This window comes from Maricaulis parjimensis, assembly GCF_016817355.1.
GTDB classification, from domain to species: domain Bacteria; phylum Pseudomonadota; class Alphaproteobacteria; order Caulobacterales; family Maricaulaceae; genus Maricaulis; species Maricaulis parjimensis.
In genome coordinates, this window is the sequence record NZ_JADOTT010000005.1 from 228,343 (window position 1) to 243,504 (window position 15,162).

The 15,162-nt window shown below is 62.1% G+C and carries 13 protein-coding genes and 2 tRNA genes; 11 read left to right on the forward strand and 4 right to left on the reverse strand.

From position 1 onward, the window contains the following. Positions 1-62 precede the first annotated feature (62 nt). On the reverse strand, positions 63-866 hold the full coding sequence (locus I0K07_RS10645; RefSeq protein WP_203293188.1) for a hypothetical protein: 804 nt from the start codon (positions 864-866) through the stop codon (positions 63-65). 23 nt (positions 867-889) lie between these two features. Continuing rightward, complete coding sequence (locus I0K07_RS10650) at positions 890-1,483, reverse strand: hypothetical protein (RefSeq protein WP_203293190.1); 594 nt, start codon at positions 1,481-1,483, stop codon at positions 890-892. A 130-nt stretch (positions 1,484-1,613) separates the two neighbouring features. Here I0K07_RS10650 and I0K07_RS10655 point away from each other — a divergent pair, with 130 nt between their 5' ends. Both I0K07_RS10655 and I0K07_RS10660 read left to right on the forward strand, forming a co-directional pair. Next, positions 1,614-3,242, forward strand: coding sequence for an ABC transporter substrate-binding protein (locus I0K07_RS10655; RefSeq protein WP_203293192.1), 1,629 nt, complete (start codon positions 1,614-1,616; stop codon positions 3,240-3,242). Between the two features lie 73 nt (positions 3,243-3,315). Beyond that, a complete protein-coding gene (locus I0K07_RS10660; protein ID WP_203293194.1) occupies positions 3,316-4,545 on the forward strand; it encodes a DUF3667 domain-containing protein in 1,230 nt (409 codons plus the stop codon). Positions 4,546-4,603: 58 nt separating this feature from the next. Here the strand turns inward: I0K07_RS10660 and sppA are convergent, their stop codons facing one another. Continuing rightward, positions 4,604-6,391 carry a signal peptide peptidase SppA gene (gene sppA, locus I0K07_RS10665; RefSeq protein WP_203293196.1) on the reverse strand — a complete coding sequence of 596 codons (1,788 nt, stop codon included), beginning with the start codon at positions 6,389-6,391 and terminating at the stop codon, positions 4,604-4,606. A 194-nt stretch (positions 6,392-6,585) separates the two neighbouring features. Continuing rightward, positions 6,586-6,662, reverse strand: a tRNA-Pro gene (locus I0K07_RS10670). A 229-nt stretch (positions 6,663-6,891) separates the two neighbouring features. Here I0K07_RS10670 and I0K07_RS10675 point away from each other — a divergent pair. From I0K07_RS10675 to I0K07_RS10715, 9 genes are all read left to right on the forward strand, one after another. After that, positions 6,892-6,966 (forward strand) — tRNA-Gln (locus tag I0K07_RS10675). Between the two features lie 553 nt (positions 6,967-7,519). Continuing rightward, on the forward strand, positions 7,520-8,266 hold the full coding sequence (locus tag I0K07_RS10680) for a DUF3450 domain-containing protein (protein ID WP_238934762.1): 747 nt from the start codon (positions 7,520-7,522) through the stop codon (positions 8,264-8,266). Between the two features lie 24 nt (positions 8,267-8,290). Next, complete coding sequence (locus I0K07_RS10685; protein WP_203293200.1) at positions 8,291-9,679, forward strand: MotA/TolQ/ExbB proton channel family protein; 1,389 nt, start codon at positions 8,291-8,293, stop codon at positions 9,677-9,679. Positions 9,680-9,693: 14 nt separating this feature from the next. Then, entirely contained in the window at positions 9,694-10,227 is a 534-nt protein-coding gene (locus I0K07_RS10690; protein ID WP_203293202.1) for a MotA/TolQ/ExbB proton channel family protein, read from the forward strand. Next, positions 10,227-10,637 (forward strand): ExbD/TolR family protein, encoded by a 411-nt coding sequence (locus I0K07_RS10695; protein WP_203293204.1) that lies wholly within the window; start codon positions 10,227-10,229, stop codon positions 10,635-10,637. The genes I0K07_RS10690 and I0K07_RS10695 overlap by 1 nt, the downstream gene beginning before the upstream one ends. A 14-nt stretch (positions 10,638-10,651) precedes the next feature. After that, complete coding sequence (locus I0K07_RS10700; protein ID WP_203293206.1) at positions 10,652-11,056, forward strand: ExbD/TolR family protein; 405 nt, start codon at positions 10,652-10,654, stop codon at positions 11,054-11,056. A 14-nt stretch (positions 11,057-11,070) separates the two neighbouring features. Continuing rightward, a complete protein-coding gene (locus tag I0K07_RS10705) occupies positions 11,071-11,688 on the forward strand; it encodes an energy transducer TonB (protein ID WP_203293208.1) in 618 nt (205 codons plus the stop codon). 139 nt (positions 11,689-11,827) lie between these two features. Beyond that, the gene (locus I0K07_RS10710) at positions 11,828-13,339 is read left to right on the forward strand and encodes a tetratricopeptide repeat protein (RefSeq protein ID WP_203293210.1); all 1,512 of its coding nucleotides are present in this window, start codon (positions 11,828-11,830) and stop codon (positions 13,337-13,339) included. A gap of 232 nt (positions 13,340-13,571) precedes the next feature. After that, entirely contained in the window at positions 13,572-15,035 is a 1,464-nt protein-coding gene (locus tag I0K07_RS10715) for a tetratricopeptide repeat protein (RefSeq protein ID WP_203293212.1), read from the forward strand. Positions 15,036-15,162 lie beyond the last annotated feature (127 nt).

Below are 15,162 nucleotides of genomic sequence, written 5' to 3' on the forward strand. Positions count from 1 at the left end.
CACCGGACAAGAGAAAGGCCGCCCACCGGGCGGCCTTTTTGCTGTCTGGCTTCGGGCGCGGCCTAGTTCTGGCGGCGCACCCGGATGGCGCGGCCGCGGCCATTGATCCGCAGCAGGTAGGAATCCATCGCGCCGCGGCGGATTTCCGCATAGTGCGGGCCATCGCCCCAGATGCGGACACTGCCATCATCGGTCTGGCGCCAGACCTGGCCATTCGTCATGTAGAAAATCGTCGTGTCATAGCCGACCGTGCGCGTGCGCTCGATCCGCATGGTGACCGTATCGACATTGCCATCGCGGTCACGCGCCGTGATGCGGACTTCCTCTTCCGCCATCTCGGTTGCGTCTTCCGGTTCCGGCTGCACGCCGGTTTCCGGATCGACGGGCGGCACGGCCGGGCGCTGCGGCGTGGCTTCGGCGACCTGGACCGGTGCCGGAGCGGGCGTCGGAGCCGGAGTGGGAGCTGACGTGGCGGGGGATGCGGGCGAGGCGGGCTGGGCCGGCTGCGGTGCCGGGGTCGGCGCAGGCGCAGGATCGGCACTGGCCAGCGCATCGTGCGAGCTGGGCCGGCGCGAGGCCAGGCTTGGCAGGCTCAGCGAGGGCAGGCTCGGCAGGGAGAAGCCGAAACTGTCGCGTTCGACATTCTCGACCGCTTCGCGTTCCACAATCAGGATATCGCCGGTCGAGCGTGCGGTTTCCAGCGCGGCCGAGGTCTGGTCGAAACAGGCCAGGCGGGCCTCGATATCCGCAATTGCGCGGCAGGCCAGGACATTGTCGACCGGATCACCGGACTGGGCCTGCACGCCAGCCGGCAGGGCCAGGCTGGTCAGGGCGGCGGAGAGCAGGAGGCGGGAAGTCAGGGACATGGGTTACACCTTGTTGAATGAGCTTACTGGACGCGTTCCGCTCGGAACCAGCGACCGCCATTGTTGAATTGCATGAAATAGGATCCCAGGGCGCCGCTGCGGATATTGGCCGTCAGGCCCGGGCGGGCGCCGCGGCTGATCCCCTGGATCCGCGTCGTATCGGTCTGGCGCCAGACCTGGCCATTGGCCAGGGTGATGACGATCTTGCCGTCGCGCCGTGTGGTGATCTCGGTGACCGCCAATTCCTCGATGCGTTCGATCCGGCCATCATCATCGCGCGTGACGACACGGTCGGGCGAATGCACTTCAGCGGCTTCCGCCTCTGCCAGATCTTCATGCTCGCCGCGCAGGCTGGGCAGGGAGAAGTTCGGAATGCTCAACCCGAAGGTGGATTCCTCGGCCGCTTCGATCTGGCCGCGGTCCACGGCAACCACTTCGCCGGCCTCCGCATCGCCATAGAGTGCCTCGACAGCAGCATCCAGACAGGCGAGTCGCGCCGAATCATCTTCGATGGCGCGACAGGCAAACAGGGGTTGCAGCGGCTGGCCGCCGGATTGTGCCTGAACAGTCGGCGTCAGGAATAGTGGTGCAAAAACAAGCAGTAATCTGGATTTCATGGGGTTTCCATACATCTCGGAATTGCTGTGACTATGCGACACCGGCTTGCAGCTGTCGACCGCTTGGGCATGTTCGGCTAGAAGAGTGAATTCAGTTGAGTTCCGCCGCATCGGAGGGGAGACCGATACCGTGATCCGCAAAGTCTTTTTGAAGTCCGTTCTTGTCACCGCGTCGGCCCTGGCCCTGGCCAGTTGTGGCGGCGGCAGCCCGGTTGAATCCGGCAATATCATCCTCCACCGCGGCAATACCGCGGAACCGCTGTCGCTCGATCCGCACAAGGCGAGCGGCACGTGGGAGAACCACATTATCGGCGACATGTTCATCGGCCTGTTCACCGAGGATGCAAACGGCGCTCCGGTTCCCGGCATGGCGGAAAGCTATGAGGTGTCCGAGGACGGTCTGACCTGGACCTTCCATCTGCGCGAGGCCAGCTGGTCGGATGGCGAGCCGGTGACCGCGAGTGACTTCGTCTTTGCCTGGCGCCGCATCGCCTCGCCGGCGACGGGTGCGCAATACGTCTCCCTTCTGTACCCGATTGCCGGCATGGAAGCCGCCACGCGTGGGCTGGCTCCGGTCGAAAATATCGGTGTTCGGGCGATCGATGATTCCACGCTGGAAGTCTCGCTCGAGAACCCGGCGCCCTACCTGCCGGGCCTTCTGACCCACTACACCAGCTTCCCGCTGCCGCAGCACGTGGTCGAGCAATATGGTGATGAATGGGTGCGTCCGGCCAATATCCAGGTCAATGGCGCCTACCGTCTTGAAGACTGGCGGACGAACAACTTCGTCCACCTGGTGCGCAATGACACCTTCTTCGACAATGACAATGTCTGCATCGATGACGTCTACTACTATCCGACCGTGGACAATTCCGCTGCCGGCCGCCGCGTGCGTAATGGCGAGCTGCACATCAACAACAATTTCCCGGGCCAGCAGCTGGACTTCCTGAACCGCGAGATCCCGGACTATGTCCGCATCGCGCCTTACATGGGCACGATCTACTTCTCCGTGAACACCACGCTGGACGGTTTCTCCGACCCGAATGTCCGGAATGCTCTGGGCATGTCGATCGACCGTCACTTCATTGCCGACGAGATCCTGCGGGCGGGCTTCCAGCCGGCCTATTCCCTGGTGCCGCCGGGCGTGAATGGCTATCCGGGCGGTGTGTCTGCGCAATGGGCGGACACGCCGATCGAGGAGCGCCGGGAACAGGCGCGGGCCCTTCTGGAAGCGGCGGGCTTCGGTCCGGACAATCCGCTCCAGTTCGAATACACCTACCGCGCAACGGGCGATAACCCGCGTATCGCCCCGGTCGTCCAGAATGACTGGTCGGCCATCGCCGACTGGGTCCAGCCGCAGCTCATCGTCAACGACACGCAGATCCACTACGACAATCTGCGCGCCAACGACTATCAGGTCGCCGATGGTGGCTGGATTGCGGACTATAACGACGCCTACAACTTCCTCTTCCTGGGCGAGTACCGCTCGGTGCCGATGAATTATTCGCGCTACAACAATCCGGAGTATGACGCGATGGTCACGGCGGCTAATCAGGAGCTGGATGAGACGCTTCGCGGCTCTATGCTGGCCCAGGCCGAGCAGATGCTGGTCGATGACATGCCGATCATCCCGATCGTCTACTATGTGTCGAAAAACCTGGTGAATCCGGACGTGGTTGGCTGGGAAGACAATATCGTGGACATCCACCGTACCCGCTATATGTGCCTGGCGAGTGCGATGGAGGATGCGGCGGAATAGACACCGCCGCTTGCCAGACCAAGCCCCGTCGACCTAGCTTGTGCGTAACAGGTTCAGGTCGCGGGGCTTTTTCATGTCTGGTGGGGATACAATCACGGATGCCGTGATCGGCGGCGCGGCGGAAGACGCGGTCGGCGATGCGATCAGCGCCTCAAAGCGCAAGAAGACCCAGCATTTCTCCATGTTCAAATCGCCGACGGCGGCCGGCGATTGCTCCAATTGCGGCACCCATTTGTCGGGCCCGGTCTGTCACAGTTGCGGCCAGACCTCGGACACCTTCCACCGTCCCATCTGGGATCTCTTCATGGATGTGGTCGACGGGCTGCTGGGCCTGGAGGGCCGGCTCTGGCGCACCTTGCCGGCGCTTATGTTCCGTCCCGGCGCTGTCACCAAATCCTATCTGACCGGCCAGCGCGCCCGTTATGTGATGCCGTTCCGGCTCTATCTGACGGCCAGCGTTCTCTTCTTCCTGGCCTTTTCCCTGGTCAATTCCGGCGGCGGCGATTCGGAGGGTGCGGTCGGCCTGGACGAGGCAACAATCGCTGCGCAACAGGTCGGCATTGAGCGGGCACGCGAGGATCTCCAGAATCTGCCGCCCGAATTACGCGACCGGGTGATGGAACAGCTCGATAATACCGAAGCGAATCTGGAAGCCTTGGAGAACACGGGTGATCTCGTTCCCGAGGAAGTCCGGGAGTTGCAGCAGCAACAAACCCGCAATGAGATGAAGCTCTCCATCCGCCAGGCGCTGCTTCCGGAAGACTATCCGGAGGAAGAGCCGGCGACGGATGAGGACCCGGATCTGGTCGACATGGATGGTTGGACGATGAGTGTCGGTGATGTCTCCGGCGTCCCCTACTGGATGCGTCACCGTCTGGCCGATGGCGCGGACCGGATCATTGATACCCAGGGTGAGGCATTGTGGACGGCGATGAAGACCTGGGCACCGCGCCTCCTGTTTGCACTACTGCCGATTTATGCCCTGCTTCTGGCGGTGACGCATTTCTACAAGAAGGGTCTGTTCTTCTACGACCATCTGGTCGTGTCGCTGCATTTTCACGCCTTCATCTTCTTCCAGTTCATTCTGCTAGGCGTGATCAGCCTGGCGATCGGGCCGGGCTGGGCGATTCTCGCCTTCATGTTGTGGTCGAACTACTACCTCTATCGCATCCACCGCTCGGTCTATGAGCATGGCCGGATATCCTCGGTCTTGCGCACGCTCTTCATGGATTTCGTCTACATGTTCGTGCTGAGCTTCGGCCTGTTGATCCTGCTCTTTATCGGCGTGCTCACCGCCGCCTGAGCCCAGAAAAAAGGGCCCGCCGAGGCGAGCCCTTTTCCTGGATCAAGCGAAGCCCGGCCTATTGCGGGACGCGGGTATCGGTGCGCATCTGGACGCCGGTCTGCTGGGCGGCCTGGCGGGCCTGCAGGGCGGCCTGCACTTCCGGCAATTCCATCAGCGCATTGAGACGGGCCGCCGTTTCGGCCGTCTCGGCCGACACGCCGAACATTTCCTGGAAGGCTTCCAGCGGGGTGCGTTCGCGCGGGAAGCGGCGCAGGCGCACATCGCTCTCCGGATCGATTCCGGCCAGTTGTTTGGCCACGGCGACGGCATCGCGGAACCCGCCGATCTCGTCGACCAGGCCCAGATCCAGCGCCTGTGCACCGGTCCAGACACGGCCGCGGGCGATCTCCAGCACGCGCTCCAGCGGCAGATCGCGGCCATCGGCCACGCGCTGGGTGAAGTCCTCATAGATATGGGACATCTGCTCGCGATAGGCGGCGCGCTGGCTGTCGGTCCAGGCCTCCGCACTGGACATGGCGGTCGTGAACTCGCCGCCGACTGAGACAGTCTCGACATTCAGCCCGACCATCTCGAACGTGCCGTCCAGAACAACCTTGCCGCCCAGCACGCCGATCGAGCCGGTCAGCGTGGTGGCGTGGGCCAGGACATAATCGGCCGGGGCCGCGATATAATAGCCGCCCGATGCGGCCAGCGAGGCCATCGAGACGACGACCGGCTTGCCGGCTTCGCGGGCGCGGTTCACGGCGAACCAGATCTGGTCGGAGGCAATGGCCGAGCCGCCCGGGGAATCAACCCGCAGCACGATGGCGCGGACATTCGGATCCGCGGCGGCATCCAGAATGGCTTCGGCCATGAAATCGCCGCCGATCATTTCCTCACCGCCGAACGGGCCGCTCTGGGCGGAACCGGTGACGATGGCACCCTGGCCCTCGATCAGGGCGATGACCGGAGCATTGCTCCAGGCCGGGGTGGCCTCGGCATGATAATCGGACAGGCTGATGAATTCGGAGGCGGGGCCGGCCTGGGCCAGCGCCGCTTCGCGGGCTTCCACGACATGGCCGAGCCGGTCGACCAGGCCAGCGTCCAGCGCTTCCTCGGCCGAATGCGGTGCCGTCTCGAACAGGCCGCGTACCGTGTCGCTGTCAAAACCGCGATCAGCGGCAATGGCATTCACGGCCGTATCATAGATCGACCCGATATAGCTTTCCGCGGCTTCGCGGTGCGCCTCGGTGAAATCGGTCTCGGTATAGGTGTTCGCCGCATTCTTGTATTCGTGGAATTGCTCGAATTGCGGCTGTGCATTGAAATGCTCGAACAGGCCGCCCAGGAACATGACTTCCGAGGCCAGGCCGGCCGGGGTGAAGCTGGCCGTGTCCTGCAGCCAGATCTCGTCCGACCCGGACACTGCGAAATAGCCGGTGACGCTGGTGCCTTCGAAGCCTTGCGCATGGGTCAGCACGAATTTCCCGCTATCGCGGAAATCGGCGAGGGCGGTGCGCATTTCCTCGGCCATGCCCGGTGACAGGCCGAATTCATTGGCGCGGATGAACAGGCCCTGCACCCGGCTGTCGGCTTCGGCGCGTTCCAGCGTGCGGACAATGTCGACCACGGAGAGCGGTTCGGCGAATCCGAAGGGCGAGCGGGTCGGTGTATCAAGGCGGGCCGTACGCAGGTCCAATTCCAGGACAATGCCGCCACGGGGCAGGGCGGTTTCGTCCGCCGCCGAGCTCAGCGCGCTTGTGATGATCAGGCCGATCAGGAAGAAAAAGGCAAAGCCGGCCAGAATCGCCCCCACGACGACACCGACAACCGACCCGAAAAACGTAATCCAGAACTGTTTCATGGGAGCCCTTTCCGACCCAGGCGTGCACACTCAGCGGACCGTCGTGCAAGATGCGGTCCTGTTTGCGAAGATAATGTAGGCAGATGGCTGTGATGGGTCGAGGGAAAGCCGGCCCTGTCATCCCGCCCGGACGCAGTGCGGCTGCGGGCTCACGCAAGCGTGATCAGATGTGTGGGATGGGGCGGGAAAGTGAATGGTCGGAGTAGCAAGATTCGAACTTGCGACCCCCGCCTCCCGAAGACGGTGCTCTACCAGGCTGAGCTATACTCCGAACCGAGGCGCGGCTTATAGCCAACTCTCTGTCGCGGCGCAACGCGGGAAACGCAGGCTTTCGCAGACAGATTTCAGTGCCGGTCCGCCGCGCCCGGCCTGTGTGCAATCGGTTGTATTATATGCATGCGGTTTTCTGCACTTCGCGCTGCATTCGACCGTTTTGCGGCGTTGCATCCGGGCGAGGGGTTATGTATTTACCGCGCTCCGTCCTCGCTGACGGGCCCGGTTGGGGCGTCGCCAAGTGGTAAGGCATCGGTTTTTGGTACCGACATTCCCAGGTTCGAATCCTGGCGCCCCAGCCAATCTCCTATCTCTCCCGTACATAAAGTGATGCGCGGCGGATGTTGCGCCGCGGCAGAGCTCCGTCCTACACTCGCTTCGGGCACTAAAAGGTCTTCACAACTGGGTGTTTCGGAGTGCAACCAGGCGTCGCTGGCGATACCATTTTTGGGCGAGCTGCGATTGCGGGGTAAACGTGTGACGCGAATCCGGCGCAATTCAGCGCAGTTCGGGCCGCATTCCAGCCACAAAGATGTATTGATCGTAGTGTAATGCTGGTGTTAGCGTTCCAGCGATTTTTAAGAGGCGTGCGAGCGCCTATAAGATGATGGGCCAACCATCGCGGGGTATCTCGGGTGATCCGCAGTTGCGGTAACCACTCGGCTAGACTTGATCGCTAAGCCGCTTCGGCGGCAGCTGTCTTAGGCCGCTTGATTTAGGCTAGGGGGCCAAACCGGCAGGCCTGTGCCGGGTCAGCATCGAAGTTTTTTTGAAGCGGGAAGCTGCGAGCGACCCGCATTGACCATTGTGAGGCGAGAAATGGTGAACTTGAAGAATTTGGTTCGCGCGTCGCTTATGGCGACGGTTGCGGCGGGCGCCTTTGGGGGGGCCGCCGTTGCGCAGCTGGACCAAACCCTCAACGTTGCGCGACAGAACACGACCGATGGCGCTCAGACGCAGCGTCGGATCGATCAGCTGGATGACCAGCGGACCGATATTGAACTGGAATACCGCGCTCTGCTTGAGCAGATTGAATCCCAGCGCCTGTTCGTGGAGCAGCAGGAAGTTTTCATCCGTTCCCAAGAGAACGAGATGGAATCCCTGGAAAGCCAGATCGAACGCGTTGACGGCATTCAGACCGATCTCGCACCGATGATGCGCGAAATGGTTCAGAACCTCGAAGAGTTCGTGAGCCTCGACCTGCCCTTCCGCCTGGAAGGCGAAAATGGCCGCCTGGCCCGTATCGAAGGTCTCTATGAGCTGATCGACGATCCGGCCATCTCCCCGGCTGAGCGTTACCGCGTCATCCTGAACGCCTACGACATCGAAGCGTCCTACGGCCGTTCCCTGAACGCCTATGACGACACCGTCCTGGAAGACGGCGTGCCGGTGAACGTCAAAGTCCTGCAGATCGGCCGCGTTGCCATGATCCGCCAGTACGATGATGGCCGCATGACCATCCGCCATAACGGTTCCAGCGACTGGGAAAGCCTCCCGGGCAGCTACGAAGCCAACGTGACCCGCGCCATCCGCATCGCCGAAGAAGTGACGACCCCGTCTGTCTTCCTCGTGCCGCTGCCTGGCCCGCAGGTCGCCCAATAACGGCTCGGAACGGAGAGTAGGATTATGAAAACGACCATCAAAATGCTCGCCGCTGCCGTTACGTTTGGCGTGGCACTCACTTCCGGCGCAGCGTTCGCTCAGTCCGAGCCGGCCGGTTCCATCAGTGAACTTCTGACTCGCGTGCGTTCCGACGCCCGCGAAGCTTCGGCGGAAAACCAGGCTCGCCTGCGTGAATTCCAGTCGAGCACCAACCAGCAGCAAGCCCTGCTGAACCAGGCGCGTTCGGAACTCGCCGGCCTGCGCAACCGCGCTGACCAGCTGACCGCCGAATTCGAAGCCAACCAGGTCCGCATCGACGAACTCGACGCCGACCTGCGTGAGCGCCAGGGTGCGTTCGGTGAACTCTTCGGTCAGGCCCGTCAGGCCGCCGGCGAATTCGCAGCCCTCATCGACGCGTCGATCATCTCTGCCCAATTCCCGGGCCGTGCCGACGCTCTGGAAACGCTGGCTGAAAGCCGCACGCTGCCGACCCGCGACGAACTGAACTACATCTGGCGCCGTATCACGGAAGAGATGATCCAGCAGCAGCAGGTTGTCACCTTCAACACGGTCGTCACCGGTCTGGGTGATGGCGCTTCCGTTCCGACCACGCGCGTCGGTCCGTTCATCGTCTTCACCAACCACAACAACAACCAGCGTTTCGCGTCCTGGACGGAAAACGAAACGACGGGTGCCTGGGGTCTGCGCGACCTGCCGGCTCAGCCGCCGGCCAATTTCGTGGGCGGTGCTTCGGCCCTGTTCAACGCGGATCCGGGTGAAATCGTGATGGGTGTTGTTGACCCGTCCCGTGGCCCGCTCCTGGACATCTACAAGGACGTTCCGGACATCTCCGAGCGTATCGAACAGTCCGGCAATGTCGGTAAGGTCATCATCGGCCTGCTGATCATCTCCGCTGTCTTCGGTATCTTCCGCCTGGTTGTCCTGCTCGGCACGCAAGCCGCCGTCGGTGGCCAGAAGCGCAAGTCGAAGGGCTCCAAGTCCAACCCGCTGGGCCGCGTGATGCTGGCTTATGAAGCGGCCAAGGACAAAGACGTCGAGACCATGGAACTGAAGCTGGATGAAGCCATCCTGCAGGAATCGCCGAAGCTCGAATTCGGCCTGAACTTCCTGAAGCTGGCTGCCGGTATCGCTCCGCTGCTGGGTCTGCTCGGTACCGTGACCGGTATGATCAAGACCTTCACCCAGATCACCCTGTTCGGTACGGGTGACCCGCGCATCATGGCCGGTGGTATCTCCGAAGCCCTGATGACCACGGTTCTGGGTCTTATCGCTGCTATCCCGCTGCTCTTCATCCACTCGTTCGCCCAGTCCTTTGCTCGTGGCGTTCAGCAAGTGCTCGAAGAACAGGCCGCTGGCATGGTCGCCCGTCACGCTGAAGAGCGTCACGGCTAATCGGAGGAACCGCTATGGATTTCCAGGCCGTATCAACCGGCCTTCAGGAGTTCCTCGAGCGGGGAGGCCCCGTCCTCGTTGTCATCATGGCAACAACATTTGTGATGTGGGCCTTCATCCTCGAGCGCTTCGCCTTCTTCTTCTTTGCCCAAGATGGCATTGCGAAGACGGCGCAGCGGGAGTGGAATGCGCGGGCAGACCGGAAGTCTTGGTATGCCCACGCCATCCGCGACCAACTCATCTCGGAGGTCAAACAGCGCTGCGAGCAGAATGTCGAGCTGGTGAAAACCCTCGTCGCTGTCGCACCGCTCTTCGGACTGCTCGGGACGGTGACCGGTATGGTCTCTGTGTTCGACGTCATGGCGATCTCAGGTTCGTCCGATGCTCAGGCCATGTCGGCCGGTGTGTCGCGAGCCACGATCCCGACCATGGCCGGCATGGTGGCCTCGATCTCGGGTCTCATCTTTACCAACCAGCTCGAACGTCTGGCCAAATCGCGTACCGCGAAACTGGCTGACAGTCTCGAAATCGGTGAAGGAGAGCTCTGATGCGTCGTCGTCAACAGCACAAGGATGAAGCCGCAGAAGTGAACATGACGCCGATGCTCGACATCGTGTTCATCCTGCTCATCTTCTTCATCGTCACCGCTACCTTCCTGTCGGAAGAAGGTATCGATATGCGTCCGCCACCCGACAGCGACACGCCGCCGGATTCCAACGCACCGCCGCCCATCGTGGTGCAGGTCGACAATGAGAACCAAATCTTTGTCAACCAGGTCCGGACCGACGTCGATCGTGTGCTCTCGGCTGTGAACCGTTTCCGTGCGGAAGCGCCGAACAGCGCCGTACTCCTGGAAGTCCAGGACGAGGCCGAGCATGGCATCATTGTCCAGATCTGGGACGAGATGGGCGCCAATGGCGTTCCGGTTTCGATCCAGCGCTCGGACAGTGACACTTAGAGCGGGAGGAAGTTATGGCGAGACGCGTTAGTCGCGTGAATACCGACGAGGAAGAAGTCGAGCTGAACATGACGCCCATGCTGGACGTCGTCTTCATCCTGCTCATCTTCTTCATCGTGACCTCCGTCTTCATCAAGGAGCCCGGCGTGGATACCTTCCGCCCGGACGCCATGACGGAAGAGGATCTGAACCCGTCCATGCTCATCGCGGTGACCGCAGACAATGAAATCTGGGTCAATCGCCGCGTCTACGAGATGACGGAATTGCGCGGGGTTATCGAGCAGCTTCTGCAAGAGAACCCGAAGGGACGAGCCGCCATCCAGGGCGATGAGGGTGCCAATATCGGCATTATCCTCGACGTTCAGGAACTGCTCATGGAACTGGATGTCGAAGTGCAAATTTCGACGCTCCAGACCTAAGGGAGGAAGACAGAATGGGAAATCTTGTCCGCCTTCTGATTGGTGTCCCGATTGCCGGTATCATTACGGTCGCACTCTTTTTCATCATGACCCGCCTCATCCTCGTTGAGGGTGCGCCGGTGAATGAAGACGTCGAGGATCGCAATTTCACGATCAATGACGAGGTGGCTGAGGTTGATGCCCGCCGCCGCGACACGACGATCGAGGATGTGCAGCAGGTTGATCCGCCACCCCCGCCGCCGCAGATCGAACGTCAGCGGGCCGAACAGCCCTCTGAAGGTCTGGCGACGGTGATGGGTGAAATCCCGGCTTTCGAAGCCCCGCAGCTGAACAGCGACAGCGTCAATTTCTCGGTCTCCGACCGTGACGCCCAGCCGCTGGTCCGTATCGAGCCGCAATATCCGATGCGCGCTGCGGAACGTGGGGTTGAAGGTAGCTGCTGGGTCCGTTTCGACGTGACCCCGGATGGAACGCCGACGAATGTTTCCGTCTACCGGTGTGACAGCTCGCTCTTTGAGCGTGCGTCGATCCGGGCGGTGGAGCGCTGGCGCTACAATCCGAAAGTCGAGAACGGTGTGCCGGTCGCACGCCGGGGCGTGGAAACGCGCTTCGACTTCCAGCTGGCCGATTAATCGCGATCGGTGCGGGCGGCGCTCAAACGCCGCCCGCTCCAACCGCCGCGGGACAGCCGGGCAAAGCATCGCCTGGTGAGATCCGCCAGATCTTGTCAAAGCCGGTCCGGGGAGTTGGGCCGGTATGAAGGAGCCATCGATGATCCGTTTCCAGGGATTCGATACCTCGGGCCTGCTGCGTTCCGTCGCGACGCTGGCCCTCGCCGCCTCACTGGCTGGCGTGATGGTCGTGGATGCCGACGCCCAGCGTCGTAATCGCGATCAGGAAGAAGAGAATGACGGTACCGAGCGCACCTTCTCCGCCCGCATCGGCGAGATCGTGCTCGAGGCACAGGAATTTCAGAATAATGACCAGTTCCAGCCGTCCATCGACGCGCTGAACCGGGCTCTCGGCATGTCTGACATCAACCCGTATGAGCGCTCTGTTGCGCTGCAGCTGCGGGGCCGGGCCTATTACGAACTGGAACAGACCAGCCGGGCCATCCAGGACTGGCAGGCCGCCATTGCAACCGGCGCGCTCCTCACCGAGGAAACCGTCAACCTGCGCATCAATATCGGTCAGCTTCTGATCGCCAACGGCCAGTATGACGAAGGTATTCGTTCGCTGGAGCAGGCGGTTTCGCTGGGCGGTGAAGCGGCTGTGAATGTGGGCGTCGCCCGCATGCTGGCCCAGGCCTATGGCCAGGCCGAGCGCTTCCGTGAAGGTCTTCGCTGGGCCGAACGCTTCTGGGAACTCCGCCCGGCAGCCGAGCGCCAGCGCGGCGACTATTCCCTGATGCTGTTCTACTACCAGCAGCTGGAAGACGTCCCGAACCAGTTCCGCATCATCGAAGGCATGGTGCAGCGCTGGCCGACCGAGAAGAATAACTGGCGCTCCTACGCCTCCCTCCTGGCCCAGACCGGTCGCGAGCAGGATGCGTTCGAAGCCAACAAGATCATGTACATCAACGGCATGTTTGATCAGAGCCGCGAGATCGTGGCCCTGGCTCAATACTATTCCTTCTACGAGTATCCCTACCGCGGTGCGGTGATCCTCGAGCGGGAATTGAATGCCGGCATGGTCGAGCGCACGCAGAACAATCTGCAGCTTCTGGCCAATATGTGGCGTCAGTCCCGTGAATGGGAACGCGCCATTCCGGTCCTGCGTCAGCTGGCCCAGCTCACCGGTTCCGGTGATGACTATCTGAAACTGGCCGAAGCCCTCTATCAGGTGCGTCAGCTGGCTGAAGCCGAAGACGCCTTCCAGGAAGCCCTGAACCGCGGCGGTCTGGACCGTCCGGGTACGGCCTGGACGCTGCTCGGCAATGTCCGCGTGGAACTGGATCGTACCGACTCGGCACTCGCCGCCTTCCGTGAGGGTGCGCGCTATCCGTACTCGCGCCGGACGGCGAATGGCTGGATCACCTTCATCACCAACCAGCGGGCGGCTGCCGCCGACCGTGTCCGCATTCGCGAGAGTGTGCGTCAGGAAGAGTGCCGCTTTGCGGTGGAAGACCTGCGTGAAACGGCGATCCTGCTTGGTGATGTCGACGATACCGGCCGCATCGTGATCGGTGTGCCGGACAATTGTACGGACCTCTACAACCAGTATGGCGAACTTCTCGATCAAGTTGCCGGTGGTGATGCGCCTGCGGATGAGGATGCGGGCTAGTCCCTCCCATCCCTGACAAGATCTGCGAAACGCCCCGGTCCTTGGCCGGGGCGTTTTTCTTTGTCCGTCCAGGGCCGCGCCGGTGAACGGCGTTCACGCCTCAAAGTTTAGCCGGAATCGTCCTCGCAACCTCCGCGCGCCTCATTCTCGCCCGAATGTGACCGGAAGCTTTCCTCTTCATGACGGCATGCACCGGGGCTGGGGAGTTCAGCGTCATGATGGGGAGGTGCACATGCGAGGACAGACACGCCACTCCGGCCTGACCGGAGCCATCGGCGCATTGGCGGCACTCTGCCTGGGTTTCACCCTGGCGACGCCGATCAGTGCCCAGACTGAAGACCGGCGCGAACGCAGCGAACGCCAGGAGCATTCGCTCTCATCGCGCGTCGGCCAACGTATTCTCGAACTCATGGAAGCCGAGGCCGAGGGCCTCTGGACGATTGCCCGTGACGGGTATCGTGACTTGCTCGCCAGTGACGGGCTGAGTGCCTATGAGCAGGCCACCGTGCTGAAACTGCTCGGCCGGGCCCGCTATGAACTCGACGACACGGCAGGCGCCATCACCGCCTGGCAGCAGGCTGTGGACCTGGATGCCCTGCCGGACGAGGACGCCAATGTCCTGCGCATCAATTCGGGCCAGCTTCTGCTGGGGGAGGGTGAATACCGCCCGGGCGTGGACCTGATCGAAGCCGCCCTGACCCGCGGGACCCCGCTGAATGCGGACCTGGCCCTGCGCCTGGCCCAGGGATATGGCCAATTGCAGGATTACCGCACCGGCATGCGCTACGCCCGCCAGGCCTTCGAGATGAGCGAAGCCCCGGACCGGCAGCATTACTCCATCTTGCTTTTCTTCTATCAGCAGCTGGACCTCGTCCCGCAGCAGACCGAGCTGATGGCCCAGATGATTGCCCGCTGGCCGGACCAGAAATCCTACTGGACCAGCTATGCCTCGCTCCTGGCGCGCAGCGGGCGCGAGCAGGATGCTTTCGAGATCAATCGCATCCTCTATCTCAACGGCATGCTGGACACGAGTGCCGAGCTGATCCGTCTGGCCCAGTACTATTCCTATTATGAATACCCCTATGGCGGGGCCACCATGCTGGAGCGCGAGCTCAATGCCGGCCGGGTCGATCCGACACCGGAGAATTACCAGGCCCTGGCCAATCTCTGGCGACAGGCCCGCGAATGGGATCGCGCCCTGCCGGTCTTGCGCCGGGTTGCCACGCTCACCGGGGCCGGGCCCGATTATGAAAAGCTCGGCGAGGCACTCTACCAGTCCGGCGATTATGCCGAAGCCGAAGCCATGTTTGTCCAGGCCCTCAATCGCGGTGGTCTGTCCCGTCCGGGCGATACCTGGAATCTGGTCGGGACGGTGCGGGTCGATACTGACGATCTGGAAGGCGCTGTGGACGCTTTTGAAGCCGCGCTTGCGTGGGAATATTCACGCGCGGGTGCCCAGGGCTGGATCAGCTTCGTGGAGCAGAAGATTGCCATTGAGCGTCAGGGGGAGGAGTTCCGCCAAAGGGTGGCGATCGAGGGATGTGAGCTCGACATTGAACGCATGCGCCGGTCGCCTCCCCTCGGGCCCGAGGATGTCGACAGTGAAGGTCGCCGGATTTTCCCGCGCATGGATGATGTCTGCCAGACCTATTTCAATCTCTACGGCGAGCTGCACCCGGAATTCGAACGCTCCTGATCCGGTTTCAATCCGCAGAAATCACGGCCGGTCCATGTCTGGGCCGGCCGTGATGGCATTCCGGTCAGGTCTTGAGCGGTCCTTGATGCCGTTTTGAACCCGGTCTGATGCTGGCGTGGACCCGAAA

What these genes read in the sequence shown, in the direction of transcription:
- I0K07_RS10645 (WP_203293188.1), bottom strand. Translation starts at nt 866, where the DNA reads ATGTCCCTGACTTCCCGCCTCCTGCTCTCCGCCGCCCTGACCAGCCTG.
- I0K07_RS10650 (WP_203293190.1), bottom strand. Translation starts at nt 1,483, where the DNA reads ATGAAATCCAGATTACTGCTTGTTTTTGCACCACTATTCCTGACGCCG.
- I0K07_RS10660 (WP_203293194.1), top strand. Translation starts at nt 3,316, where the DNA reads ATGTCTGGTGGGGATACAATCACGGATGCCGTGATCGGCGGCGCGGCG.
- sppA (WP_203293196.1), bottom strand. Translation starts at nt 6,391, where the DNA reads ATGAAACAGTTCTGGATTACGTTTTTCGGGTCGGTTGTCGGTGTCGTC.
- I0K07_RS10680 (WP_238934762.1), top strand. Translation starts at nt 7,520, where the DNA reads ATGGCGACGGTTGCGGCGGGCGCCTTTGGGGGGGCCGCCGTTGCGCAG.
- I0K07_RS10685 (WP_203293200.1), top strand. Translation starts at nt 8,291, where the DNA reads ATGAAAACGACCATCAAAATGCTCGCCGCTGCCGTTACGTTTGGCGTG.
- I0K07_RS10690 (WP_203293202.1), top strand. Translation starts at nt 9,694, where the DNA reads ATGGATTTCCAGGCCGTATCAACCGGCCTTCAGGAGTTCCTCGAGCGG.
- I0K07_RS10695 (WP_203293204.1), top strand. Translation starts at nt 10,227, where the DNA reads ATGCGTCGTCGTCAACAGCACAAGGATGAAGCCGCAGAAGTGAACATG.
- I0K07_RS10700 (WP_203293206.1), top strand. Translation starts at nt 10,652, where the DNA reads ATGGCGAGACGCGTTAGTCGCGTGAATACCGACGAGGAAGAAGTCGAG.
- I0K07_RS10705 (WP_203293208.1), top strand. Translation starts at nt 11,071, where the DNA reads ATGGGAAATCTTGTCCGCCTTCTGATTGGTGTCCCGATTGCCGGTATC.
- I0K07_RS10710 (WP_203293210.1), top strand. Translation starts at nt 11,828, where the DNA reads ATGATCCGTTTCCAGGGATTCGATACCTCGGGCCTGCTGCGTTCCGTC.
- I0K07_RS10715 (WP_203293212.1), top strand. Translation starts at nt 13,572, where the DNA reads ATGCGAGGACAGACACGCCACTCCGGCCTGACCGGAGCCATCGGCGCA.